Raw genomic sequence first — 22,175 nt, forward strand, 5'->3', positions numbered from 1 at the left:
CACCATGACGACTGACACCACCACCCCCGGCACCACGGGCGAGACCGTCCTCGACGCCCGCGGCGTCACCATGCGCTTCGGCGGCCTCACCGCCGTCCGCAACGTCGACTTCACCGTGAACGCGGGCGAAATCGTCGGCCTCATCGGCCCCAACGGCGCCGGCAAGACGACCTTCTTCAACTGCCTCACCGGCCTCTACATCCCCACCGAGGGCGAAGTCCGCTACAAGGGCAACGTCCTGCCGCCCAAGTCCTTCAAGGTCACCGCGGCCGGCATCGCCCGCACCTTCCAGAACATCCGCCTGTTCGCGAACATGACGGTCCTGGAGAACGTGCTCGTCGGCCGCCACACCCGGACCAAGGAAGGCTTCTGGTCGGCCGTCCTGCGGCTGCCCAGCTTCCACAAGGCCGAGGCCAAGTCCCGCGAACGCGCCATGGAACTCCTGGCGTTCGTGGGTCTGGAGAACAAGGCCGACCACCTCGCCCGCAACCTCCCCTACGGCGAACAGCGCAAGCTGGAGATCGCCCGGGCACTCGCCAGCGAACCCGGCCTCCTCCTCCTGGACGAGCCCACCGCCGGCATGAACCCGCAGGAGACACGAGCCACCGAGGAACTCGTCTTCGCCATCCGCGACAAGGGCATAGCCGTACTCGTCATCGAGCACGACATGCGGTTCATCTTCAACCTCTGCGACCGCGTCGCCGTCCTCGTCCAGGGCGAGAAGCTCGTCGAGGGCGACAGCGCCACCGTCCAGGGAGACGAACGCGTCGTCGCCGCCTACCTCGGCGAACCCTTCGAAGACGCTCCCGGCAAGGACGAGGTCGCGGAAGTCGAGGCCGCCGAAGCACACGCCGAGGCCGCCGCCGACGCCGCACCCGGCAAGGAGAACGACCGATGACCGCACTGCTCGAAGTCGAGGACCTCCGGGTCGCCTACGGCAAGATCGAAGCCGTCAAGGGCGTCTCCTTCAAGGTCAACGCGGGCGAAGTCGTCACCCTCGTCGGCACCAACGGCGCCGGCAAGACCACGACGCTCCGCACCCTCTCCGGGCTCCTCAAGCCCGTCGGCGGCCAGATCAAGTTCAACGGCAAGTCGCTGAAGAAGGTCCCCGCACACGACATCGTCTCGCTGGGACTCGCCCACTCCCCCGAGGGGCGGCACATCTTCCCCCGCATGAGCATCGAGGACAACCTCCGCCTCGGCGCCTTCCTGCGCAGCGACAAGCCCGGCATCGAGAAGGACATCCAGCGCGCCTACGACCTCTTCCCCATCCTGGGCGAACGTCGCAAGCAGGCCGCCGGCACCCTCTCCGGTGGCGAGCAGCAGATGCTGGCCATGGGCCGCGCGCTCATGTCCCAGCCGAAGCTGCTCATGCTCGACGAGCCCTCCATGGGCCTCTCCCCGATCATGATGCAGAAGATCATGGCGACGATCGCCGAGCTGAAGTCCCAGGGCACCACCATCCTGCTCGTCGAGCAGAACGCCCAGGCGGCGCTCTCCCTCGCCGACCAGGGACACGTCATGGAGATCGGCAAGATAGTGCTCTCCGGCACGGGCTCCGACCTGCTGCACGACGAATCGGTCCGCAAGGCGTACCTCGGCGAGGACTAGCCACCCGGCCCACACACGAGGAGGCCCGCACCCCCTTCCCAGGGGGTGCGGGCCTCCTCGCATGTACGACGCGGCCGAAGGGGCCGCCGTCAGCCCTTCGCGGACTTCTTCTCGTCGGCGTCCTGGATGACCGCCTCCGCGACCTGCTGCATCGACATCCTGCGGTCCATCGACGTCTTCTGGATCCAACGGAACGCCGCCGGCTCCGTCAGCCCGTACTCCGTCTGCAGGATCGACTTCGCCCGGTCCACCAGCTTGCGGGTCTCCAGCCGGAGCGTGAGGTCCGCGACCTCCTTCTCCAACTCCTTCAGCTCCGTGAACCGCGACACCGCCATCTCGATCGCCGGCACGACATCGCTCTTGCTGAACGGCTTCACCAGGTACGCCATCGCGCCCGCGTCCCGCGCCCGCTCCACCAGGTCGCGCTGCGAGAACGCGGTCAGCATCAGCACCGGGGCGATCCGCTCCTCGGCGATCTTCTCGGCGGCGGAGATACCGTCCATCTTCGGCATCTTCACGTCCAGGATCACCAGGTCGGGCTGGTGCTCCCGGGCCAGCTCGATGGCCTGCTCACCGTCGCCGGCCTCGCCCACGACGGAGTAGCCCTCCTCTTCGAGCATCTCCTTGAGGTCGAGGCGGATCAACGCCTCGTCCTCGGCGATGACGACACGGGTCGTGAGCGGAGGCACGTGCGACTTGTCGTCGTCGGGCGCGTCGAGGGGCTGGGGCGACTCGGGGGCGGTCACGTGGGCTCCTTGTTCAGGGCAGGGGTACTGCTGACAAGAGGGTACCTAGCTGCGGCGCAGCTCGGAGAACCGGTACACTCTCCGGAGCACCGGCCGGGTTGGTGGAACGGTATACACGGAGGTCTCAAACACCTCTGCCCGTGAGGGCTTGCGGGTTCGAATCCCGCACCCGGTACTTGACTGAAGCGGATGTCCACGTTCTCGTGAACATCCGCTTTTTGCTGCACGCGTTCACGATCAGTGACGCAGAGTAGCCACATGAACTTCCACGGCACAGAAGTACGACAGCGGGCACTCACGCTCCTCAGGGGCGGCTCGAAGAACGCGGACGTGGCCCGAACACTCAATGTCCCCCTGGGCACGATCGGTTACTGGAAGCACATGGACCGGGCCAAGCGGGGCGAGTGTCCCGGCGCTCATGATCCAGCCTGCCCACGCTGCGACGGACGCTCACTGGATCCGGCCGCGTACTCCTACCTGCTCGGCGAGTATCTGGGAGACGGCCATATCAGCCACTACTCGGGGCACCGAGTACCGAGTCTCGCGATCGCCTGTGCCGACGCATGGCCGGGGATCGCCGACGAGACCGAAGCCGCAATGCGAGCCGTCTTCCCGAACAACGGCGTGCATCGGCTCCAACGGACGGGCTGCCAGAACATCAAGGTCTACTCGAAGCACCTGCCCTGCCTCTTCCCCCAACACGGCCCCGGAAAGAAGCACGAGCGCCGCATCGCTCTCGAACCCTGGCAGCAGGCCATCGTCGACGCCCGCCCATGGGAGTTCGTCCGTGGACTGATCCACTCCGACGGCTGCCGTATCACGAACTGGACAGCCCGTGTCGTCGGCGGTGAGCGCAAGCGCTATGAGTACCCCCGGTACTTCTTCGCCAACAGGTCGGACGACATCCGGAAGCTCTTCACGGACACCCTCGACCAGGTGGGTGTCGACTGGACGACTCTGGCCCGCGGCAACGACCCCTTCAGCATCTCCATCGCCCGCAAGGCCTCAGTCGCCCTCATGGACGCCCACGTCGGCCCCAAGCACTGACCCCTACCCCTTCGGCGCGTCGTCCTCGGCGATGTGGTGGATGTGGACCAGGTTCGTGGTGCCCGCGACGCCCGGTGGGGAGCCGGCGGTGATGACGACCGTGTCGTCCTTGCGGCAGCGGGCGTACCGCAGGAGCAGTTCGTCGACCTGGCCGATCATCGCGTCCGTGGAGTCGACGCGTGGTCCGAGGAAGGTCTCCACGCCCCAGGTGAGGCTCAGCCGGGAGCGCGTGGCCGGGTCGGGGGTGAAGGCGAGGAGGGGGATCGGGGAGCGGTAGCGGGACAGGCGGCGGGCGGTGTCGCCGGACTGGCTGAACGCCACGAGGAACCGGGCGCCGACGAAGTCGCCGATCTCGGCGGCGGCGCGGGCGACGGCGCCGCCCTGGGTGCGGGGTTTGTTGTGCTCGGTGAGCGGCGGCAGCCCGTCGGCGAGCATGTGCTCCTCGGCGGCGGCGACGATGCGGCTCATCGTGCGGACCGTCTCGACGGGGTGTTTGCCGACGCTGGTCTCGCCGGACAGCATCACCGCGTCGGTGCCGTCGAGGACCGCGTTGGCGACGTCGCTGGCCTCGGCGCGGGTGGGCCGTGGGTGGTGGATCATCGAGTCGAGCATCTGGGTGGCGACGATGACCGGTTTGGCGTTGCGCCGGGCGAGGGCGATGGCTCGCTTCTGGACCAGGGGGACCTGTTCGAGGGGCATCTCCACGCCGAGGTCGCCGCGCGCGACCATGACGCCGTCGAAGGCGGCGACGATGTCGTCGAGGGCGTCGACCGCCTGGGGTTTCTCCACCTTGGCGATGACGGGGAGTCGGCGGCCCTCCTCGTCCATGATGCGGTGGACGGCGTCGATGTCCCGTCCCGATCGCACGAAGGACAGGGCGATGATGTCGAAGCCGGTGCGCAGGGCCCAGCGGAGGTCGTCCTCGTCCTTGGCGGAGAGGGTGGGGACGGAGACGGCGACGCCGGGGAGGTTGAGGCCCTTGTGGTCGGAGACGATGCCGCCTTCGACGACCTCGGTGTGGACACGGGGCCCGTCGACTGCGGTGACCTGGAGAGTCACTTTGCCGTCGTCGACGAGGATGCGTTCCCCGGTGGTGACGTCGGCGGCGAGGCCGTCGTAGGTCGTGCCGCAGATCTCGTGGGTGCCTTCGATGTCGGGTTCGACGGTGAGGGTGAAGGTGTCGCCGCGTTCGAGGAGTACGGGGCCTTCGGTGAAGCGGCCGAGGCGGATCTTCGGGCCTTGAAGGTCGGCGAGGAGGCCGACGCTGCGGCCGGTCTCGTCGGAGGCCTTGCGGACGTGGTGGTAGCGCTCCTCGTGTTCGGCGTGGTCGCCGTGGCTGAGGTTGAGGCGGGCGACGTCCATTCCGGCTTCGACCAGTGCCTTGATCTGGTCGTACGAGTCGGTGGCGGGCCCGAGGGTGCAGACGATCTTTGCTCGGCGCATGGTTCGAGCCTAGGGCTTACCCGCTGGTAGGGACTTGGAGGCACGTGACTACTCAACGGCCTTTGGGTGAAGGGTATTTGACAATCAGTCATCCGGAGTCGGCAAGGTGTCGTCAAGCCGTGAAGGCGTGCGCCCGTACGTGGCGGGGAGGGCGTTCACAGGGTGGGTGGGTGCAGGGTGAAGCGGGCGTTGACCTGGGCGTGGATGTACTGGCGTTCGGGTTCGAGGTCGAGGGGGGCCGGTGCGGCGTCCTGCATGGCGTAGTCCATGGTGCGGGCGTAGGCGGCGGGGTGCGGGTGTGCGGGGGTCTCGGCGCCGAGGTCGGCGAGTTCGACGAGGGCGGCGAGGGTGGTGCCGAGTGCCTCGGCGTATTCGCGGGCGCGTTGGACGGCTTCGCGGACGGCTTTCTGGCGGGCTTCTCGGTGGGCGGGTGAGTCGGGGCGGAGGGCCCATGAGGGGCCGTCGACGTGGGTGAGTTCGAGGTCGGCGAGGCGGGTGGTGAGTTCGCCGAGGGCGGTGAAGTCGGTGAGTTCGGCGGTGATGTGGACGCGGCCGTGGTAGGCGTGGACGCGTTCGCCGCGGCCTTTCTCCTTGAGTTGGGGGGTGAGGGAGAAGGTGCCGGTTTCGAGCCGTTCGACGGCGTCGCCGTAGCTTTTGACGAGGTCGAGGGCGGTGTGGTTGCGGCGGGTGAGGTCGTCGAGGGCGGTGCGGCGGTCCTTGCCGCGGGCGGTGACGGTGATGCCGATGCGGGCGATCTCGGGGTCGACCTCCAGGTGGGCTTCGCCGCGGACGGCGATGCGGGGGGCGTCGGGGGTGCCGTAGGGGAGGGCGGTGGGGTGGGGCTGAGCGGGGGTGTCGGTCATACGTCCCACTCTGTCACCACGGGTCCGGTTGGCGTGGGGGGTCGCGGGGTGCCGGTCATCAGATCGCAACCTGGAGGGTCTGTTGCTGTGTGGAATGTACGGGTCAGAATCTACGCGCGTTATCGCGTGTGGCCTCTTTTTTCTTCTTCGCTGGTCTACGCGCGTTGAGATCCCGTTCCTCCCGAGGAGTACCGATATGGCCTTGAACCGCCGGAAGTTTCTGAAGAAGTCAGCCGTGACCGGTGCCGGGGTGGCCATCGCCGGTTCGGCTGTGGCGCCGAACGCGCAGGCGGCCGAGGTGACCGGCGGCAAGGAGAAGGCCCCGAAGCGGTACCGGTTCACCGTGATGGGGACGACGGACCTGCACGGCAACGTCTTCAACTGGGACTACTTCACGGACAAGGAGTTCGACGACAAGGCGCACAACGACGTCGGCCTCGCGAAGATCTCGACGCTGGTGAACCAGGTCCGCAAGGAGAAGGGGCGCGGCAACACGCTCCTCATCGACGCCGGTGACACCATCCAGGGCACGCAGCTGTCGTACTACTACGCGAAGGTCGACCCGATCACGGCCAAGGGCGGTCCCGTCCACCCGATGGCGCAGGCGATGAACGCGATCGACTACGACGCGGCGGCGCTCGGGAACCACGAGTTCAATTACGGCATTCCGGTGCTGCGGAAGTTCCAGGAGCAGTGCCGCTTCCCGCTGCTGGGTGCGAACGCGCTGGACGCGAAGACGCTGCGCCCGGCGTTCCCGCCGTTCAGCATGCACCGGCTGCGGACGCCGTTCGGCCGTGATGTGAAGGTGGCGGTGCTGGGTCTGACGAACCCGGGCATCGCGATCTGGGACAAGGCGAACGTGCAGGGGAAGATGACGTTCCCGGGGCTGGAGGAGCAGGCGGCGAAGTGGGTGCCGAGGCTCAGGTCGATGGGCGCGGACGTCGTCATCGTGTCGGCGCACAGCGGTTCGTCGGGGACGTCGTCGTACGGTGACCAGCTGCCGTACATCGAGAACGCGGCCGGGCTGGTGGCGGAGCTGGTGCCGGGGATCGACGCGATCCTGGTGGGGCACGCGCACACGGAGATCCCGGAGTACTTCGTCACCAACAAGAAGACCGGCAAGCAGGTCGTGCTGTCGGAGCCGCTCAAGTGGGGTCAGCGGCTGACGCTGTTCGACTTCGAGATGGTGTGGGGCCGGGGCTGCTGGAACGTCGAGAAGGTCGGTTCGAAGGTCCTCAACTCCAACGCGGTGGAGGAGGACCCGAAGATCGTGAAGCTGCTGTCGGACGAGCACGCGAAGGTCGTGACGTACGTCAACCAGGTGATCGGTACGAACGCCGCGGAGATGAGGTCGGAGGAGGCGCCGTACAAGGACGTCCCGATCATCGACCTGATCAACCACATCCAGGCGGACACGGTGAAGCAGGCGCTCGCGTCCTCCGAGCACGCGTCGCTGCCGGTGCTGTCGCAGGCCGCCGCGTTCTCCCGTAGCGCGGTGATCCCGGCGGGGAACGTCACCATCCGTGATGTCGCCGGTCTGTACGTCTTCGAGAACACGCTGGAGGCGCGTCTGATGACGGGTGCGCAGATGAAGGCGTACCTGGAGTTCTCGGCGAACTACTTCACGCAGACGGCGCCGGACGCGGTGGTGGACCCGGCGAAGCTGACGAACGCGAACGGTACGCCGGACTACAACTACGACGCGGTGAGCGGGCTGTCGTACGAGATCGACATCGCGCAGCCGGCGGGTTCGCGGATCAAGAACGTGCGGTTCGAGGGTGCGCCGTTGGCGGACGACCAGAAGTTCGTGTTCGCGGTGAACAACTACCGGGCCAACGGTGGCGGCAACTTCCCGCATGTGGCGGCCGCGCCGATGTTGTGGTCGAACTCGGACGAGATCCGCAACACGATGATCGCGTGGGTGAAGGCGAAGGGGTCGATCGACCCGGCGGCGTTCGCGTCGGTGGACTGGAAGCTGACCCGGAACGGTACGCCGGTCTTCTAGGGTTCGGTTCGCGGTTCGCGGTTCGCGGTTCGCGGGAGTGGCAGGTCGACGGCGTCGGCGCCCGGTGGGTGCGCCGACGCCGTCGGTGTGTGCTGGGGGCGCGCCGGGGGCGGTCAGCGCACGTCGGCCAGGGGGGTCAGGGTGCCCGTGGTCCGCTCGTCCCTGGCGCGGGGGATGTGGGGCCGGGGTTCGAGGCCGAAGGTGGTGAAGGCGGTGCGGCTCGGCAGGGGGTAGGTCTCCTTGCCGGTGAGGGTGTTGAGGATGGTGGCGCTGCGCCAGGCGGCGAGACCCAGGTCGGGGGTGCCGACGCCGTGGGTGTGGAGTTCGGCGTTCTGGATGTGGAGGTGGCAGCCGGAGGCGGTGACCGACGGGTCGAGGACCATGCGGAAGTGTTCGTCGACCTTGGGGCGGTCGTGGCTGTCGCGGCGGATGTAGGGGTCGAGGCCGGCGAGGAGGCGGTCGAGGGGGCGTTCGCGGTAGCCGGTGGCGAGGACGACGGCGTCGGTGGTGAGGCGGGAGCGGGTGCCCTGCTCGGTGTGTTCGAGGTGGAGTTCGACCTTGGTGGTGGCGAGGCGGCCGGCGGTGCGGACGTGGACGCCGGGGGTGAGGACGGTGTCGGGCCAGCCTCCGTCGAGGGTGCGGCGGTAGAGCTCGTCGTGGATGGCGGCGATGGTGTCGGTGCCGATGCCCTTGTGGAGGCGCCATTGGGCGGTGACGAGCCGGTCGCGGGTGGTTTCGGCGAGGGCGTGGAAGTAGCGGGTGTAGTCGGGGGTGAAGTGTTCCAGGCCGAGTTTGGAGTACTCCATGGGGGCGAACGCCTCGGTGCGGCCCAGCCAGTGGAGTCCCTCGCGGCCGGCGGGCCGGTGGCGCAGCAGGTCGAGGAAGATCTCGGCGCCGGACTGGCCGGCGCCGATGACGGTGACGTGTCCGGCGGTGAGGAGGCGGTCGCGGGCGTCCAGGTAGTCGGCGGCGTGGAGGACGGGGACGCCGGGGGCTTCGACGAGGGGCTTGAGGGGTTCGGGCACGAAGGGTTCGGTGCCGACGCCGAGGACGACGTTGCGGGTGTAGGTGCGGCCGAGTGCCGCGTCGCCCTCGGTGTCGAGGCGGGTGAAGTCGACCTCGAACAGGTCGCGTTCGTGGTTCCACCGTACGGAGTCGACGTGGTGGCCGAAGTTCAGGCCGGGGAGGTTCTCGCTGACCCAGCGGCAGTAGGCGTCGTACTCGGCGCGCTGGATGTGGAAGCGCTCGGCGAAGTAGAAGGGGAAGAGCCGGTCGCGGGTCTTGAGGTAGTTGAGGAACGACCAGGGGCTGACGGGGTCGGCGAGGGTCACCAGGTCGGCGAGGAAGGGGACCTGGAGGGTGGTGCCCTCGATGAGCTGGCCGGGGTGCCAGTCGAAGCGGGGGCGTTGTTCGTAGAAGACGGCGTCGAGTTCGGTGAGGGGGTGGGCGAGGGCGGCGAGGGAGAGGTTGGCGGGGCCGATGCCCACGCCGACGACGTCGCGGGGGGCTTCGGGGGCGGGGTGCGGGGTGCTCGGGGTGGGTGGGGGCGTGCTCATGTCGGGGTGTGTCCTTCGGGGAGGTCCGCGGCAGCGGCGGGGTCGGCGCGTTCCACGAGTGCGAGGAGGGCGGTGAGGTCGCCGGGCCGGGTGTGGGGGTTGAGCAGGGTGGCCTTGAGCCAGAGCCGGCCGTCGAGGGCGGCGCGGCCGAGGACGGCGCGTCCGTCGTGCAGGAGTTTTCGCCGGATGGCGGCCACCGCGTCGTCGTCGGCGCGGGCGGGCCGGAACAGGACCGTGCTGATGGTGGGCCGGTCGTACAGCTCGAAGCCGGGGTGGGCGTCGATGAGTGCGGCGAACTCGTGGGCGAGGTCGCAGACCTGGTCGACGAGGGCGCCTAGTCCCGTGCGGCCGAGGGTCTTGAGGGTGGCCGCGATCTTGAGGATGTCGGGGCGGCGGGTGGTGCGCAGGGAGCGGCCGAGGAGGTCGGGGAGGCCGGCTTCGGTGTCGTCGTCGGCGTTGAGGTAGTCGGCGCGGTGGCCGAGTACGGCGAGGTCGGCTTCGTCGCGGACGGTGAGGAGTCCGGCGGCGACGGGCTGCCAGCCGAGTTTGTGCAGGTCGAGGGTGACGGTGTGGGCGCGGTCCAGGGCGGTGAGCCGGGGGCGGTGGCGGGCGCTGAGGAGGAGCCCTCCGCCGTAGGCGGCGTCGATGTGGAGGCGGGCGCCGTGGGCCGCGCACAGGTCGGCGATGTCGGGCAGCGGGTCGATGAGTCCGGCGTCGGTGGTGCCGGCGGTGGCGGCGACGAGGAGGGGCCCCTGGAGCCGGGTGAGTGTCTCGTCGAGGGCGGTGGGGTCGAGGGTGCCGGCCGGGGTGGGGACGATGACGGGTTCGGGCAGGCCGAGGAGCCAGGCGGCGCGGGGCAGGGAGTGGTGGGCGTTGGCTCCGCAGACGAGTCGTACGCCGCCGGTGTGGGTCTCGCGGGCGAGGAGGACGGCGAGTTGGTTGGACTCGGTGCCGCCGGTGGTGACGAGGGCGTCGGCGGCGCCGGTCTCGGCGGCGAGGGCCCGGGTGACGAGGGCTTCGAGGGCGGAGGCGGCGGGGGCCTGGTCCCAGGAGTCCAGCGACGGGTTCAGTACCGAGGCGGCGAGGTCGGCCGCGGTGGCGACGGCCAGGGGCGGGGTGTGCAGGTGGGCCGCGCACAGGGGGTCGGCGGGGTCGGCGGTGCCGGCGGCGAGGGCGAGGACCAGCCGCCGCAACGCCTGTGGGTCCCCCTCGGCGGGCAGCGGGTCACCGAGCGCGTCCCGCACGGCCGCGGCGACCGTCTCCGGCCCACCGGCGGGCAGCGGTCCGCCCCTCGCGTGTGCCCCGTCCCGCAGCGCGTCGAGCACGACCTCGACCAACGACCGCAGCGCGTCGGGACCTTGGGGGCCTGAGGCGAGGGGCGGGCTGGTGGTCATGGGTTCCTCCGGGGCGCGGGAGTCCCATCTTGTACGCCGATTGGGTGCTCGACCCCGAAACGGCCCCCGATTACCACCGAAAGAGCGTACGGCGCCGCCCTGGGCCGCAGCCGGGGCACGGAAAACCGGGCGCCGCGGCCCCGCACGGCCGGGGAGGGGACCACGACCGGCCGTGCGGCGTGCCGACGGGGACCCGGCGCCCGGTACCGCACGGGCCGCGCACCACGGCCGGCCCCACGCGACGTGAGGATCACGACCGGCCACGCGTGGGAACGCCGCCGGCCCGGTCGGACCGTCGGCGTTCTCCGGGAGCGGTTACGCGTTCCTGACCTTCAGGGCGCGGTTCAGGTCGTCGAGTTGGTCGACGAGCTTTCGGCGGAGGGCCGGGATGGGGGCGGCCTCGGTCAGGCAGCGTTCGCCGAGGCCGAGGGTGTCCGCGTCCACCGTGTGGACGGGGAACGCCCAGCGTCCGGCGGCCTCCGCGATGGCCGGGCCCCGTCGGGCGGCCAGTGCGACCGCGTCGTCCCAGTAGCGGTCGACGTACTCCTGGAGGAGTTCCGTCTGTTCCGGCTGCCAGAAGCCCTGGGCGGTGGCGGTGAAGAGGTAGTTGGAGAGGTCGTCGGTGGTGAACATCGCCTCCCAGGCGGCCTGCTTGGCCTCCGGGTCGGGGAGGGCGGCCCGGCAGCGGGCGGCGCCTTCCTGGCCGGTGGCGCTGGGGTCGCGGGCCAGTTCCTCGGCGATCGCGTCGGCGTCGACCGCGCCGAGGACGGCGAGCCGGCCGAGGACGCGCCAGCGCAGCTCGGGGTCGAGTTCGGGGCCGCCGGGGACCGTGCCGTCGGCGAGCCAGGCGGCGATGGTGTCGGGGTGGGCGGCGACGTCGATGAAGTGGCGTACAGCAGTCAGGCGCAGCCCGGGGTTGTCGCCGTCCTCGGTGCGGCGGATGAGGTCGCGGCACAGGGCGGTGAGGGTGGTCAGGCCGGCGGGGCGCTGCTCGGGGGTGAGGAAGCGGTCGGCGATCTGGGTGGTGGCGAAGGTGAGGACGCCCTGGACGATGGCGAGGTCGGTCTCGCGGGGCAGGTGGGTGCGGGCGGCGTCCAGGTAGGCGCTGGGCGGGAGTTCGGCGTCGCGTACGGCGTCGCGCAGGGCGTTCCAGACGACGGCGCGGGTGAGCGGGTCGGGGAGTCCGCTGAGGTGGCCGGTGACGGTGGTGAAGGAGTCGGGGTCGAAGCGGACCTTGGCGTAGGTGAGGTCGCCGTCGTTGAGGAGGAGCAGGGCGGGGCGTTTGCCGATGGGCTGGTCGCCGGTCTGCGGGATGTCGAGGGCGAGGCTCTCGCGGAGGGTGAGGTGGCCCTGGTCGTCGCCGGGGTCCTGGTCGTAGACGCCGACGGTGATGTGGTGGGGGCGGGTGCCGGCGTGGTCGACGGTGAGGGTGTAGGTGCTGTCGGTGCCGCGGGTGACCTTGGGGGTGAGGGTGTCGACGCCGGTGGTGCGCAGCCAGGCGTCGGCCCAGGCGTGGACGTCGCGTTCGGTGGCGCCGGCGAGGTTGTCGATGAAGTCGGCGAGGGTGGCGTTGCCGAAGCGGTGCCGGGTGAAGTGGGCGTTGATGCCGGCGAGGAAGTCCTTCTCGCCGAGCCAGGCGACGAGCTGGCGCAGGGCGGAGGCGCCCTTGGCGTAGGAGATGCCGTCGAAGTTGAGGAGGGCGGCGGCGGTGTCGTCGACGTTCTCGGGGGCGACGGGGTGGGTGGAGGGGCGCTGGTCGGCGTCGTAGCCCCAGGCCTTGCGGGCGACGCCGAAGTCGACCCAGGTGTCGGTGAAGCGGGTGGCCTCGGTGAGGGTCTGGTAGCCCATGTACTCGGCGAAGGACTCGTTGAGCCAGATGTCGTCCCACCAGCGCAGGGTGACGAGGTCGCCGAACCACATGTGGGCCATCTCGTGGGCGATGACCATGGCGCGGGTCTGGCGTTCGGTGTCGGTGACGGCGGAGCGGTAGACGAACTCGTCGCGGAAGGTGACGAGTCCGGGGTTCTCCATGGCGCCCGCGTTGAACTCGGGGACGAAGGCCTGGTCGTAGGAGTCGAAGGGGTACGGCTCCTCGAACTTCTCGTGGTAGCGGTCGAAGCAGGCGCGGGTGACGTCGAGGATCTCGTCGGCGTCGGTGTCGAGGTAGGGGGCCAGGGAGCGGCGGCAGTGGATGCCGAAGGGCAGGCCGCGGTGTTGGGTGCGCACGGAGTGCCAGGGGCCGGCCGCGACGGCGACGAGGTAGGTGGAGATGAGGGGGGTGGTGGCGGCGCGCCAGGTGCCGTCGTCCTGCTGGGCGGTGATGCCGTTGGCGAGGACGGTCCAGCCCTCGGGCGCGGTGACGGTCAGGTCGAAGACGGCCTTGAGGTCGGGTTGGTCGAACGCGGCGAAGACGCGTTGGACGTCGTCCATGAACAGCTGGGTGTAGACGTAGGTCTCGCCGTCGGTGGGGTCGGTGAAGCGGTGCATGCCCTCGCCGGTGCGGGAGTAGCGCATGGCGGCGTCGACGCGCAGTTCGTGTTCGCCCGGGGTGAGGCCGGTGAGCGGCAGGCGGTTGCCGTCGAGGGTCTCGGGGTCGAGGGGCTTGCCGTCGAGGGTGACGGAGCGCAGGTCGGCGGGCTTGAGCTCGACGAAGGTGTCCGCGGCCTTTTTCTTCCCCCGTACGGTGAAGCGGATGACGGTACGGGAGTCGAACGTCTCGTCGCCGCGCGTGAGGTCGAGGGTGATCTCGTAGCGGTGGACGTCGAGGAGTCGGGCACGGGCATGCGCTTCGTCGCGCGTCAGTACGGACATGAGGGACATGCTGCCTGATGCCCAGGGCACGGGACAGGGGCGGGCCGGGTACGCCACCTATGTCCGGTCGTATGCGCCGCGCGCCCGGTCGTATGCGGCCTATGCCCGGTCGTTCGCGCCGTCCCGCGTGTCGTCGTCCGTGCGCTCCCGTTGGGCGGGGACGCGGCCGCCGGTGTCGTCGTGTTTGCGGTCCGCGCGGTCGTCGCGGTCCTGGTGGTCCTTGAGGCGGGCGCGCAGTTCGCGGACCTCGCGTTCCAGGGCGTGGGAGCGTTCGTGGGCGTCGAAGAGGTAGCGGACCTTGGTGCGCAGCGCCCAGGGGTCGATGGGTTTCATGACGAGGTCGGCGACGCCGAGGCGGAACGCGGCGGCGGTCAGCTCGGCGTCGGGGCCGAAGCCGGTGAGGAGGATGACGGGGATGTGCTGGGTCTGTTCGACGCCGCGCATGTAGCGGACGACGTCGAGGCCGCTGACGCCGGGCATGCGCACGTCGAGGAGGAGCAGGCCGACCTGGCCGCGCAGGACCTCTTTGAGCGCCGCGTCGCCGCTGGTGGCGCGGGTCAGGTGGTAGCCCAGCGGGGCCAGGGCGCTCTCCAGGGCGTAGAGCGTGTCCTCGTGGTCGTCCACGATGAGGATCTTGGCTTCCGACGGCATGGCCCGTGTCCCCTCACTCGGCTCGGCGGCTCGCGGTCGGCGGCGCCTTGATCCGAGTTTCTCACCGCATGTAGTCGCGGTCTGACGAAGAGTGCTCACGCAGGATGCCCGCTGGGGGGCGGGATGTCACTCCGCCGTGGTCACCGCTGTCCCGCGGCGGCGCCGTTGGCGGTGGTGCCGTTGTCGCCGGTCGTGCCGTTCAGTGCGTCGTCCGCGATGCGTTCGTGGTGCCGGATGACCTCGGCGATGATGAAGTTGAGGAGCTTCTCCGCGAACGCCGGGTCCAGCTTGGCACTTTCGGCGAGCCCGCGCAGCCGGTTGATCTGCTGGGCCTCGCGGGCCGGGTCGGCGGCGGGCAGTTGGTGCGCGGCCTTGAGGTGGCCGACCCGCTGGGTGCACTTGAAGCGTTCGGCGAGCATGTGGACGACGGCGGCGTCGATGTTGTCGATGCTGTCCCGGAGCCGGGTCAGCTCGGCCCGCACCTCGGCGTCGACCTCGCCGGCCGCCGTGCCGCTGTTCGCCTCGTTGGTGTCGCTGGTGGTCATGGTCGTCACCCTACGTCGGCCGGTCCGCCGTCCCACGTCGCGGGCGGCGGCCCCGAGGGCGCCGGGCCGCCCCTGCGGACACCGGTCGGCGTCGGCGGGCACCGGCTTAGGGGTCCTTTCACTATGAGCGTCCGATCAGGTCGCGTGGTCTGGTGCCGTGCATCGCAAGGCGCCGGAGAGTCCTGGTAGCGGAGCCACCTGGACTTTTCGGCAACGCGGCGAGGTGCGGTGCCAGGCCGCGCGACCCGGGCGGGCATAGTGAAAGGACCCCTTAGAGTGGAACGTGTCGAGGCGTCTTTGGGGGTGCGGACGTGGCGAACGGCGGACCGGTCGAGCACGGGTACCCGCACCTGGAGGTCGTGCGGACGTCGATCACCGCGCTGTACAAGCGGCTGTCGTACGACACGATCCAGGCGTTCGACACGAGTGTCTCCCCCGTCGAGGTGGCGTTCTGCGACACCGACGATCTCCATCTGGGTGCCCAGCGGGTCGCCCGTGAGCTGGTGCGGCACTATCGGCTGCCGGACGCCCGGCTGATCGTCGGCTTCCGGGAGATGACGCATGCGGCGAACGTCGAACTGGCCGCCGGTCCCGAGTACTTCGTCGAGCTGAACGACCGCTTCCGCACCCACCGGCGGGACATCGGGGCGGCCCTCGCGCACGAGGTGGCGCATGTCTATCTGCATCGGCTGGGGCTGTCGTTCCCCGGTGTCCGCGAGAACGAGATCCTCACGGACACGGCGGCGACGTATCTGGGGGCGGGCTGGCTGCTGCTCGACGCGTACCGGGAGGACGGGGCGTCGTCGCAGAAGCTGGGGTATCTGACGCCGGAGGAGTTCGGGTACGTGCTGGCCAAGCGGGCGCGGGTGTTCGGGGAGGACCCGTCGGTGTGGTTCACCAGCGCGCAGGCGTACACGGCGTACGTGGAGGGGCGGGGGCGGGCACGGCAGGACGCGGAGCAGCCGCCGTTGACCGCGGCGGGGTGGGCGGGGCGACGACGGTACGCGCGGGACCGGCGCCGGGCGCGGGAGCCGCGGGCGGGGGCGGGTGGGGTGGAGCGGGGGGTGCCGTACGTCTTCTCGGCGGAGGGGGCGCCGGGGGCGGGTGCGGGGGCGCGTGCCGCGGGTGCCGGTGGTCGGGGCGTGGGTGGGGGTGGGGGCTTGCGGGTGTCGTTTCCCTGTCCGACGTGCCATCAGCGGATCCGGGTGCCGGTTCGGGGGCGGGTGCGGGCGCGGTGCGGGTTGTGCCGGACGGTGCTGGACTGCGACACGTAGGTTCTGTGGCCGGGCGCGGTAGGGGGTGGGGGCCGCCGGGTGCTTGGGCCGGTGCGGGTGCGTGGGGGTTGCGCGCGCGGTTCCCCGCGCCCCTGGGGGGTGGAGTGCGGGGAGGGTTAGAAGGGTGCCGGTTGTCGGGGCTGGGCGCGTTCTCTGCCGGTGCGTGGGGGTTGGGCGCGCAGTTCCCCGCGCCCCTAGGGGGTGGGGTGCCGGGAGGGTTGGAAGGGTGCGGTTCCCAGCGCCCCCGTGAACCCCCGGGGGGCTACGTGCCGTAGGTGCGGCCGGGCTGTTGGGCTTCTGCCAGGAGTTTCAGGGTGGTCTCTCCTGCCTCACCGGGGGTCCAGCGGGACGGGCGGGTGGCTGTGGGGCCGGGGTGCCAGCCCTCCATGACCGTGATGCGGCCGCCCTCCGTCTCGAAGACGCGGCCGGTGACCGCGGTGCACGCGGCGGAGCCCAGCCAGACCACCAGTGGGGAGACGTTCTCCGGGGCCATCGCGTCGAAGCCGGTGCCGGGCGCGGCCATCGTCTCGGCGAAGACCCGCTCGGTCATCCTCGTGCGGGCCGCGGGGGCGATCGCGTTGACGAGGACGCCGTAGCGGCCCAGTTCCGCCGCCGCGACCAGCGTGAGGCCGATGACGCCCGCCTTGGCCGCGCTGTAGTTGCCCTGACCGACGGAGCCCAGGAGGCCGGCGCCACTGCTCGTGTTGATGACGCGCGCCTCGGGGCGGCGGCCCTTCTTCGCCTCGGCGCGCCAGTGCAGGGCGGCGTGCTTCAGCGGGAGGAAGTGGCCCTTGAGGTGGACGCGGAGGACGGCGTCCCAGTCGTCCTCGTCGAGGTTGACGAGCATGCGGTCGCGCAGGAACCCGGCGTTGTTGACCAGGGCGTCGAGGCGTCCGTACGTGTCGAGCGCGGCGCGGACGAGGGACGCGGCCCCGTCGGTCGTGGCGACGTCCCCGCCGTGGGCGACCGCGTCCCCTCCGGCGGCGCGGATCTCGTCGACGACCCGGGCGGCGGGGCTGTCGGGGTCCGGGGTGCCGTCCAGCCCCACGCCGAGGTCGTTGACGACGACACAGGCGCCCTCAGCGGCGTACGCGAGGGCGTGTGCGCGCCCCAGTCCGCGCCCCGCGCCGGTCACGATCACCACGCGCCCCTCGCAGAGTCGTTGTCCGCTCATCATCCGCCTCCTCGGGTTCCGTCACTGTCGTCGGGCCTCGCCGCCCTGCGTGAGTCGCGCACCGCGTCCCGACCGGTGTCGTCAGGCGCGCCTCGGTGGGGGACGCCCGTCGTGTACCGGACGGAATCAGCGTCGGCCCCGCCCCCGACGCCCTGACCGACCCCGCCCCCGACGCCCTGACCGGTCCCGCCTCCGACGCCCTGACCGGTCCCGCCTCCGGCGCCCCGACGGGTCCCGCCCCCGGCGTCCCGGTCAGCGTCGCCGCCGGCCGCCCCGCCGATACCACCCCGAGCACGCCGGTCCGCTTCGCCTCCGGCCGCCCGACGGGTGTCGCCCCCAGCGCCCCGGTCAGCGTCCCCACCGGTGGGCCGGCCGGTGTCGCCGCCGGTGGCCCGGCCGCCGACGCCCCGGTCAGCATCGCCGCCGGTGGCCCGGCCGGCGCCGCCCCCGGCGCACCGAACAGCGTCGCCCCCACCGTCCCGCCCCGGCGTGGCCGCCGCCAGGAACGCCGGGCGTTCCCCGCCTCCGTGGACGAGCAGGGACGCCCCGGTGATGTACGCCGCAGCGTCGGACGCGAGGAAGACGGCTGCCCCTCCGACGTCGGAGGGGGCGGCGAGGCGGCCGAGGGGGACCGTGCGGGCGACGGCCGCGACGCCGTGATCGTCGCCGTAGTGGAGGTGGGACAGCTCCGTGCGGACCATGCCGAGGACGAGGGTGTTGACGCGGATGTCGGGGGCCCACTCCACGGCCATGGAGCGGGCGAGGTGTTCCAGGCCGGCCTTGGCGGCGCCGTACGCGGCGGAGCCGGGCGAGGGGCGGCTGCCGCTGACGCTGCCGATCATCACGATCGAGCCCCGCGACCGCCTCAGATGCGCGTGGGCGGCGAGGGACACCGTCAGGGGCGCGGTGAGGTTGAGGTCGATGACGCGGGCGTGGCGGCGGGCGTCGGTGGCGGGGTCGGAGCCGGTGCCGCCACCGGCGCCAGTGCCGGTGCCGGTGCCGGTGAGTGGCCGGTAGGGCGTGCCGCCCGCGTTGTTGACGAGGACGTCGACGCGGGGCAGGCCGTCGAAGAGGGCCTGGACGGCGTCCGGGTCACGGACGTCCAGCGGCAGGAACTCGGCGCCCTTGAGCGGTGCGTCGGGTGGGCGGCGGGCGCAGATCACGACGTCGGCGCCCGCCTCGGCGAAGGCGTGGGCGATGCCGGCGCCGACGCCGCGTGTGCCGCCGGTGACGACGGCGAGCTTCCCGTTGAGCTCCATCCGCTGCTACCTTCCACCAAACAAACGTTAGGTGGAAGGTAGCTGATGCTCCCATGGGTGTCTCCACCTCGTCCCCGGAAAAGGGGACGGTTCTCGTCACGGTCGATTTCCCTCCGGTGAACGCCCTGCCGGTACGGGGGTGGTTCGAGCTGGCCGACGCGGTGCGTGCGGCGGGGCGTGATCCCGCGGTCGGGTGTGTGGTGCTCGCGGCGGAGGGACGCGGGTTCAACGCGGGCGTCGACATCAAGGAGATCCAGGCGGCGGGGCAGCGCGCGCTGATCGGCGCCAACGAGGGCTGCGCGGAGGCCTTCGCGGCGGTGTACGAGTGCGAGGTGCCCGTGGTGGCGGCGGTGCAGGGGTTCTGCCTGGGCGGCGGGATCGGTCTGGTCGGGAACGCGGACGCGATCGTGGCGAGCGAGGACGCGACGTTCGGCCTGCCCGAGCTGGACCGGGGGGCGCTCGGGGCGGCGACGCATCTGGCGCGGCTGGTGCCGCAGCACCTGATGCGGGCGCTGTACTACACCTCGCGTACCGCGACCGCGGGCGAACTGCGGGCGCACGGCTCGGTGTGGCGGGTGGTGCCGCGGGACGGACTGCGGTCGGCCGCGCTGGAGTTGGCGGCGGAGATCGCCGCGAAGGACCGGCGGCTGATCCGGCTGGCCAAGGCCGCCATCAACGGCATCGACCCCGTCGACGTACGGCGCAGCTACCGCTTCGAACAGGGCTTCACCTTCGAGGCGAACCTCAGCGGGGTCGCCGACGAGGTCCGCGGCACATTCGGCAGGGCGGGCAGGGACCGCGGCACATTCGGCAGGGCGGGCAGGGAGGAGGGCGCGGATGAGTGACAAGGCCATGACCGCCGAGGAGGCCGTGGCGCGGCTGGAGAGCGGGATGACCCTGGGCATCGGCGGCTGGGGGTCCCGGCGCAAGCCGATGGCCCTGGTGAGAGCACTGCTCCGTACGGAGATCACCGATCTCACGGTCGTCTCGTACGGAGGCCCGGACGTGGGGATGCTCGCCGCCGCCGGACGGATCCGGAAGCTGGTCGCCGCGTTCGCCACGCTCGACTCGATCCCCCTGGAGCCGCACTTCCGCGCGGCACGCGAACGCGGCGCGTTCGAGCTGATGGAGGTCGACGAGGCGATGTTCATGTGGGGCCTGCACGCCGCCGCGAACCGGCTGCCCTTCCTGCCGGTGCGGGCGGGCATCGGCTCGGACGTGATGCGGGTCAATCCCTCCCTGCGGACCGTCACCTCGCCCTACGCCGACGGGGAGACGTTCGTCGCGATGCCCGCCCTGCGCATGGACGCCGCGTTCGTGCACGTCAACCGGGCCGACCGGCTCGGCAACGGCCAGTACCTCGGCCCGGACCCCTACTTCGACGACCTGTTCTGCGAGGCCGCCGACGCCGCGTACGTCTCCTGCGAGCGGATCGTGGATACGGCCGAGCTGACCAAGGAGGCGCCGCCGCAGTCGCTGCTGATCAAGCGCCAAGTGGTGACAGGCGTGGTGGAGGCGCCGAACGGGGCGCACTTCACGTCCTGCGCGCCGGACTACGGGCGGGACGAGCCCTTCCAGAAGCGGTACGCGGGCACGGCGTGGCCGGAGTTCGCCGAACGGTTCCTCACCGGCGACGAGCACGCCTACCAGGAGGCCGTGCGGGCCTGGCGCGAGGAGGAGGCATGAGCGGAGGCGGAATGGGCCGGGAGGGTATGGGTGGGGACGGCCTGGGCGGAGCGACCCGCGCCGAGTACTGCGTGGTCGCGTGCGCCGAGGCGTGGCGTGGGGCCGGGGAGATCCTCGCCAGCCCGATGGGGCTCGTCCCGTCGCTGGGCGCACGTCTCGCCCGGCGGACGTTCGCCCCGGATCTGCTGCTCACCGACGGCGAGGCGCTGCTCGTCGGCCCGGACGGCACCGTCGAGGGGTGGCTGCCCTACCGGCAGCACCTGGCCCTGGTCACCGGTGGCCGACGGCACGTGATGATGGGTGCGAGCCAGATCGACCGGTACGGCAACCAGAACATCTCCTGCGTCGGCGACTGGGCCCGCCCCCGGCGCCAGCTCCTCGGGGTGCGGGGCGCGCCGGTCAACACGCTGAACAACGCGACGAGTTACTGGGTTCCCCGGCACTCCCGGCGGGTGTTCGTGGAGCAGGTCGACATGGTGTGCGGGGTGGGGTACGACCGGGCCGCGGCGCATCCCGCGACGGCTCGCTTCCACCGGCTCCCCCGCGTCGTGTCCGACCTCGGGGTGTTCGACTTCGCCACCCCGGACCGCTCGATGCGGCTGGCGTCGCTGCACCCGGGGGTCACCGTCGAGCAGGTCGAGGAGGCCACCGGGTTCGCGCTGGCCGTACCGGAGGAGGTGCCGTACACCCGGGAGCCGTCGGCCGATGAGCTGCGGTTGATCCGCGAGGTGCTCGATCCGGAGAACGCCCGCGCACGGGAGGTCCAGGGGTGATGGACACCGCCCTCACCCGGCTCGTGGGCGTCCGCCACCCGATCGTGCAGACCGGGATGGGCTGGGTCGCGGGCCCACGCCTGGTGTCCGCCACGGCCGAGGCGGGCGCCCTCGGCATCCTGGCGTCCGCGACGATGAGCCCGGAGCGGCTGCGGGACGCCGTACGGGAGGTGAGGTCCCGCACGGACGCGCCGTTCGGGGTGAATCTGCGGGCCGACGCCGGGGACGCCCGGGAACGGGTGCGGATCATCGTCGAGGAGGGCGTCCGGGTGGCGTCGTTCGCGCTCGCGCCGTCGAGGGAGCTGATCGCCGAGCTGAAGGACGCGGGGGTGGTCGTCATCCCGTCCGTGGGGGCCCGGCGGCACGCCGAGAAGGTGGCGGAGTGGGGAGCGGACGCGGTGGTCGTGCAGGGCGGGGAGGGCGGCGGGCACACCGGGGACGTGGCGACGACCGTGCTGCTGCCGCAGGTCGTGGACGCGGTGGACATCCCCGTCGTCGCCGCCGGCGGCTTCCACGACGGGCGGGGGCTGGTCGCCGCGCTCGCGTACGGGGCGGCCGGCGTCGCGATGGGCACACGGTTCCTGCTGACGTCGGACTCGACGGTGCCGGACACGGTCAAGGCCCGTTATCTCGCGGCGACCGTCAAGGACGTCACCGTCACCAGGGCCGTGGACGGGCTGCCGCACCGCATGCTCCGCACGGAGTTCGTGGACGCCCTGGAGAGGTCCGGCCGCGCCCGCGCCCTGCTGCACGCGGTGCGCCACGCGGCCGGCTTCCGCCGGATCTCGGAGCTCACCTGGCGCGGCATGATCCGCGACGGGCTCGCGATGAGGCACGGCAAGGACCTCACCTGGAGCCAGGTCCTGCTCGCCGCCAACACCCCGATGCTCCTGAGGTCCGCGATGGTCGACGGCCGCACGGACCTCGGCGTCATGGCCTCCGGCCAGGTCACCGGAGTCATCGACGACCTGCCGTCCTGCGAGGAACTGGTGGACCGGATCATGAAGGAAGCGCAGGAGACACTGACGAGGCTGACGACACCGGGGCGACTCGGCCCCGAGGACTGACGGGGCCCCGGCCCACCCGACCACCCCCGGCGCCAGGCGGCTGGCAACCGCCCCCTCACCCACCGGCACACCCACGCCTCGGCACCCCTTTGCCACCAGACCAACGGACCACCGGGCCACAGGGCCAACGGGCCGCCAGGCCGCCAGGCCGCAGAGCCGCACGGCCGCCAGGCCGCAGGGCCACCGGGCCGCAGGGCCACCGGGCCGCCAGGCCGCCAGGCCGCAGGGCCACCGGGCCACCGGGCCGCCAGGCCGCAGAGCCGCACGGCC

General features: G+C 71.4%; 18 protein-coding genes, 1 tRNA gene and 1 pseudogene. 10 read left to right on the forward strand and 10 right to left on the reverse strand.

Annotation, left to right across the window (positions count from 1 at the left end; genetic code table 11):
- Positions 1-4 precede the first annotated feature (4 nt).
- Positions 5-898 (forward strand): ABC transporter ATP-binding protein, encoded by an 894-nt coding sequence (locus SMA5143A_RS07715; protein WP_107462150.1) that lies wholly within the window; start codon positions 5-7, stop codon positions 896-898.
- Positions 895-1,611: an ABC transporter ATP-binding protein gene (locus SMA5143A_RS07720; protein WP_055539395.1), complete on the forward strand. Its 717-nt coding sequence runs from the start codon at positions 895-897 to the stop codon at positions 1,609-1,611. Before SMA5143A_RS07715 ends, SMA5143A_RS07720 begins: the two co-directional genes overlap by 4 nt.
- An 89-nt stretch (positions 1,612-1,700) precedes the next feature.
- Here SMA5143A_RS07720 and SMA5143A_RS07725 read toward each other — a convergent pair whose 3' ends face one another.
- A complete protein-coding gene (locus SMA5143A_RS07725; RefSeq protein ID WP_107462151.1) occupies positions 1,701-2,357 on the reverse strand; it encodes an ANTAR domain-containing response regulator in 657 nt (218 codons plus the stop codon).
- 92 nt (positions 2,358-2,449) lie between these two features.
- Here SMA5143A_RS07725 and SMA5143A_RS07730 point away from each other — a divergent pair.
- A tRNA-Leu gene (locus tag SMA5143A_RS07730) sits at positions 2,450-2,532 on the forward strand.
- 83 nt (positions 2,533-2,615) lie between these two features.
- Positions 2,616-3,404, forward strand: coding sequence for a hypothetical protein (locus tag SMA5143A_RS07735; protein ID WP_107462152.1), 789 nt, complete (start codon positions 2,616-2,618; stop codon positions 3,402-3,404).
- A gap of 3 nt (positions 3,405-3,407) precedes the next feature.
- On the opposite strand, the gene pyk is transcribed toward SMA5143A_RS07735, so the two are convergent.
- Entirely contained in the window at positions 3,408-4,847 is a 1,440-nt protein-coding gene (gene pyk, locus SMA5143A_RS07740) for a pyruvate kinase (RefSeq protein WP_107462153.1), read from the reverse strand.
- A 155-nt stretch (positions 4,848-5,002) separates the two neighbouring features.
- Positions 5,003-5,710 (reverse strand): SIMPL domain-containing protein, encoded by a 708-nt coding sequence (locus SMA5143A_RS07745; protein ID WP_107462154.1) that lies wholly within the window; start codon positions 5,708-5,710, stop codon positions 5,003-5,005.
- 196 nt (positions 5,711-5,906) lie between these two features.
- Between SMA5143A_RS07745 and SMA5143A_RS07750 the strand changes: the two genes are divergently transcribed.
- Entirely contained in the window at positions 5,907-7,715 is a 1,809-nt protein-coding gene (locus SMA5143A_RS07750) for a 5'-nucleotidase C-terminal domain-containing protein (RefSeq protein WP_107462155.1), read from the forward strand.
- A gap of 113 nt (positions 7,716-7,828) precedes the next feature.
- Here the strand turns inward: SMA5143A_RS07750 and SMA5143A_RS07755 are convergent, their stop codons facing one another.
- The 5 genes from SMA5143A_RS07755 to SMA5143A_RS07775 all read right to left on the reverse strand — a co-directional run bounded on the left by SMA5143A_RS07755 (position 7,829) and on the right by SMA5143A_RS07775 (position 14,672).
- Positions 7,829-9,271, reverse strand: a complete 1,443-nt coding sequence (locus SMA5143A_RS07755) for a lysine N(6)-hydroxylase/L-ornithine N(5)-oxygenase family protein (RefSeq protein WP_107462156.1) — start codon at positions 9,269-9,271, stop codon at positions 7,829-7,831.
- Positions 9,268-10,665 (reverse strand): pyridoxal phosphate-dependent decarboxylase family protein, encoded by a 1,398-nt coding sequence (locus tag SMA5143A_RS07760; RefSeq protein ID WP_107462157.1) that lies wholly within the window; start codon positions 10,663-10,665, stop codon positions 9,268-9,270. The genes SMA5143A_RS07755 and SMA5143A_RS07760 overlap by 4 nt, the downstream gene beginning before the upstream one ends.
- A gap of 315 nt (positions 10,666-10,980) precedes the next feature.
- Positions 10,981-13,485 (reverse strand): aminopeptidase N, encoded by a 2,505-nt coding sequence (pepN, locus tag SMA5143A_RS07765; protein WP_107462158.1) that lies wholly within the window; start codon positions 13,483-13,485, stop codon positions 10,981-10,983.
- Between the two features lie 90 nt (positions 13,486-13,575).
- On the reverse strand, positions 13,576-14,127 hold the full coding sequence (locus tag SMA5143A_RS07770) for a response regulator (protein ID WP_107462159.1): 552 nt from the start codon (positions 14,125-14,127) through the stop codon (positions 13,576-13,578).
- Positions 14,128-14,267: 140 nt separating this feature from the next.
- Positions 14,268-14,672, reverse strand: coding sequence for a chorismate mutase (locus tag SMA5143A_RS07775; protein ID WP_107462181.1), 405 nt, complete (start codon positions 14,670-14,672; stop codon positions 14,268-14,270).
- A gap of 311 nt (positions 14,673-14,983) precedes the next feature.
- On the opposite strand from SMA5143A_RS07775, the gene SMA5143A_RS07780 reads away from it, so the two are divergent.
- A complete protein-coding gene (locus tag SMA5143A_RS07780; RefSeq protein ID WP_107462160.1) occupies positions 14,984-15,946 on the forward strand; it encodes a hypothetical protein in 963 nt (320 codons plus the stop codon).
- Positions 15,947-16,208: 262 nt separating this feature from the next.
- Here SMA5143A_RS07780 and SMA5143A_RS07785 read toward each other — a convergent pair whose 3' ends face one another.
- The gene (locus SMA5143A_RS07785; RefSeq protein ID WP_107462161.1) at positions 16,209-17,120 is read right to left on the reverse strand and encodes an SDR family oxidoreductase; all 912 of its coding nucleotides are present in this window, start codon (positions 17,118-17,120) and stop codon (positions 16,209-16,211) included.
- Between the two features lie 476 nt (positions 17,121-17,596).
- Positions 17,597-18,379 (reverse strand): annotated as a pseudogene (locus SMA5143A_RS07790) (SDR family oxidoreductase); the annotation flags it as partial.
- Positions 18,380-18,432: 53 nt separating this feature from the next.
- Between SMA5143A_RS07790 and SMA5143A_RS07795 the strand changes: the two are divergent.
- The 4 genes from SMA5143A_RS07795 to SMA5143A_RS07810 are packed head-to-tail and all read left to right on the forward strand — an operon-like array spanning position 18,433 to position 21,905.
- Positions 18,433-19,224, forward strand: coding sequence for an enoyl-CoA hydratase family protein (locus SMA5143A_RS07795; RefSeq protein ID WP_107462162.1), 792 nt, complete (start codon positions 18,433-18,435; stop codon positions 19,222-19,224).
- Positions 19,217-20,065, forward strand: a complete 849-nt coding sequence (locus SMA5143A_RS07800) for a CoA transferase subunit A (protein WP_107462163.1) — start codon at positions 19,217-19,219, stop codon at positions 20,063-20,065. The genes SMA5143A_RS07795 and SMA5143A_RS07800 overlap by 8 nt, the downstream gene beginning before the upstream one ends.
- Positions 20,062-20,838 (forward strand): CoA-transferase subunit beta, encoded by a 777-nt coding sequence (locus SMA5143A_RS07805; protein WP_258193442.1) that lies wholly within the window; start codon positions 20,062-20,064, stop codon positions 20,836-20,838. The genes SMA5143A_RS07800 and SMA5143A_RS07805 overlap by 4 nt, the downstream gene beginning before the upstream one ends.
- Positions 20,838-21,905 carry an NAD(P)H-dependent flavin oxidoreductase gene (locus SMA5143A_RS07810; RefSeq protein WP_107462165.1) on the forward strand — a complete coding sequence of 356 codons (1,068 nt, stop codon included), beginning with the start codon at positions 20,838-20,840 and terminating at the stop codon, positions 21,903-21,905. The genes SMA5143A_RS07805 and SMA5143A_RS07810 overlap by 1 nt, the downstream gene beginning before the upstream one ends.
- Positions 21,906-22,175: the final 270 nt, after the last annotated feature.

This window comes from Streptomyces sp. MA5143a (assembly GCF_900290235.1).
Classification (GTDB): domain Bacteria; phylum Actinomycetota; class Actinomycetes; order Streptomycetales; family Streptomycetaceae; genus Streptomyces.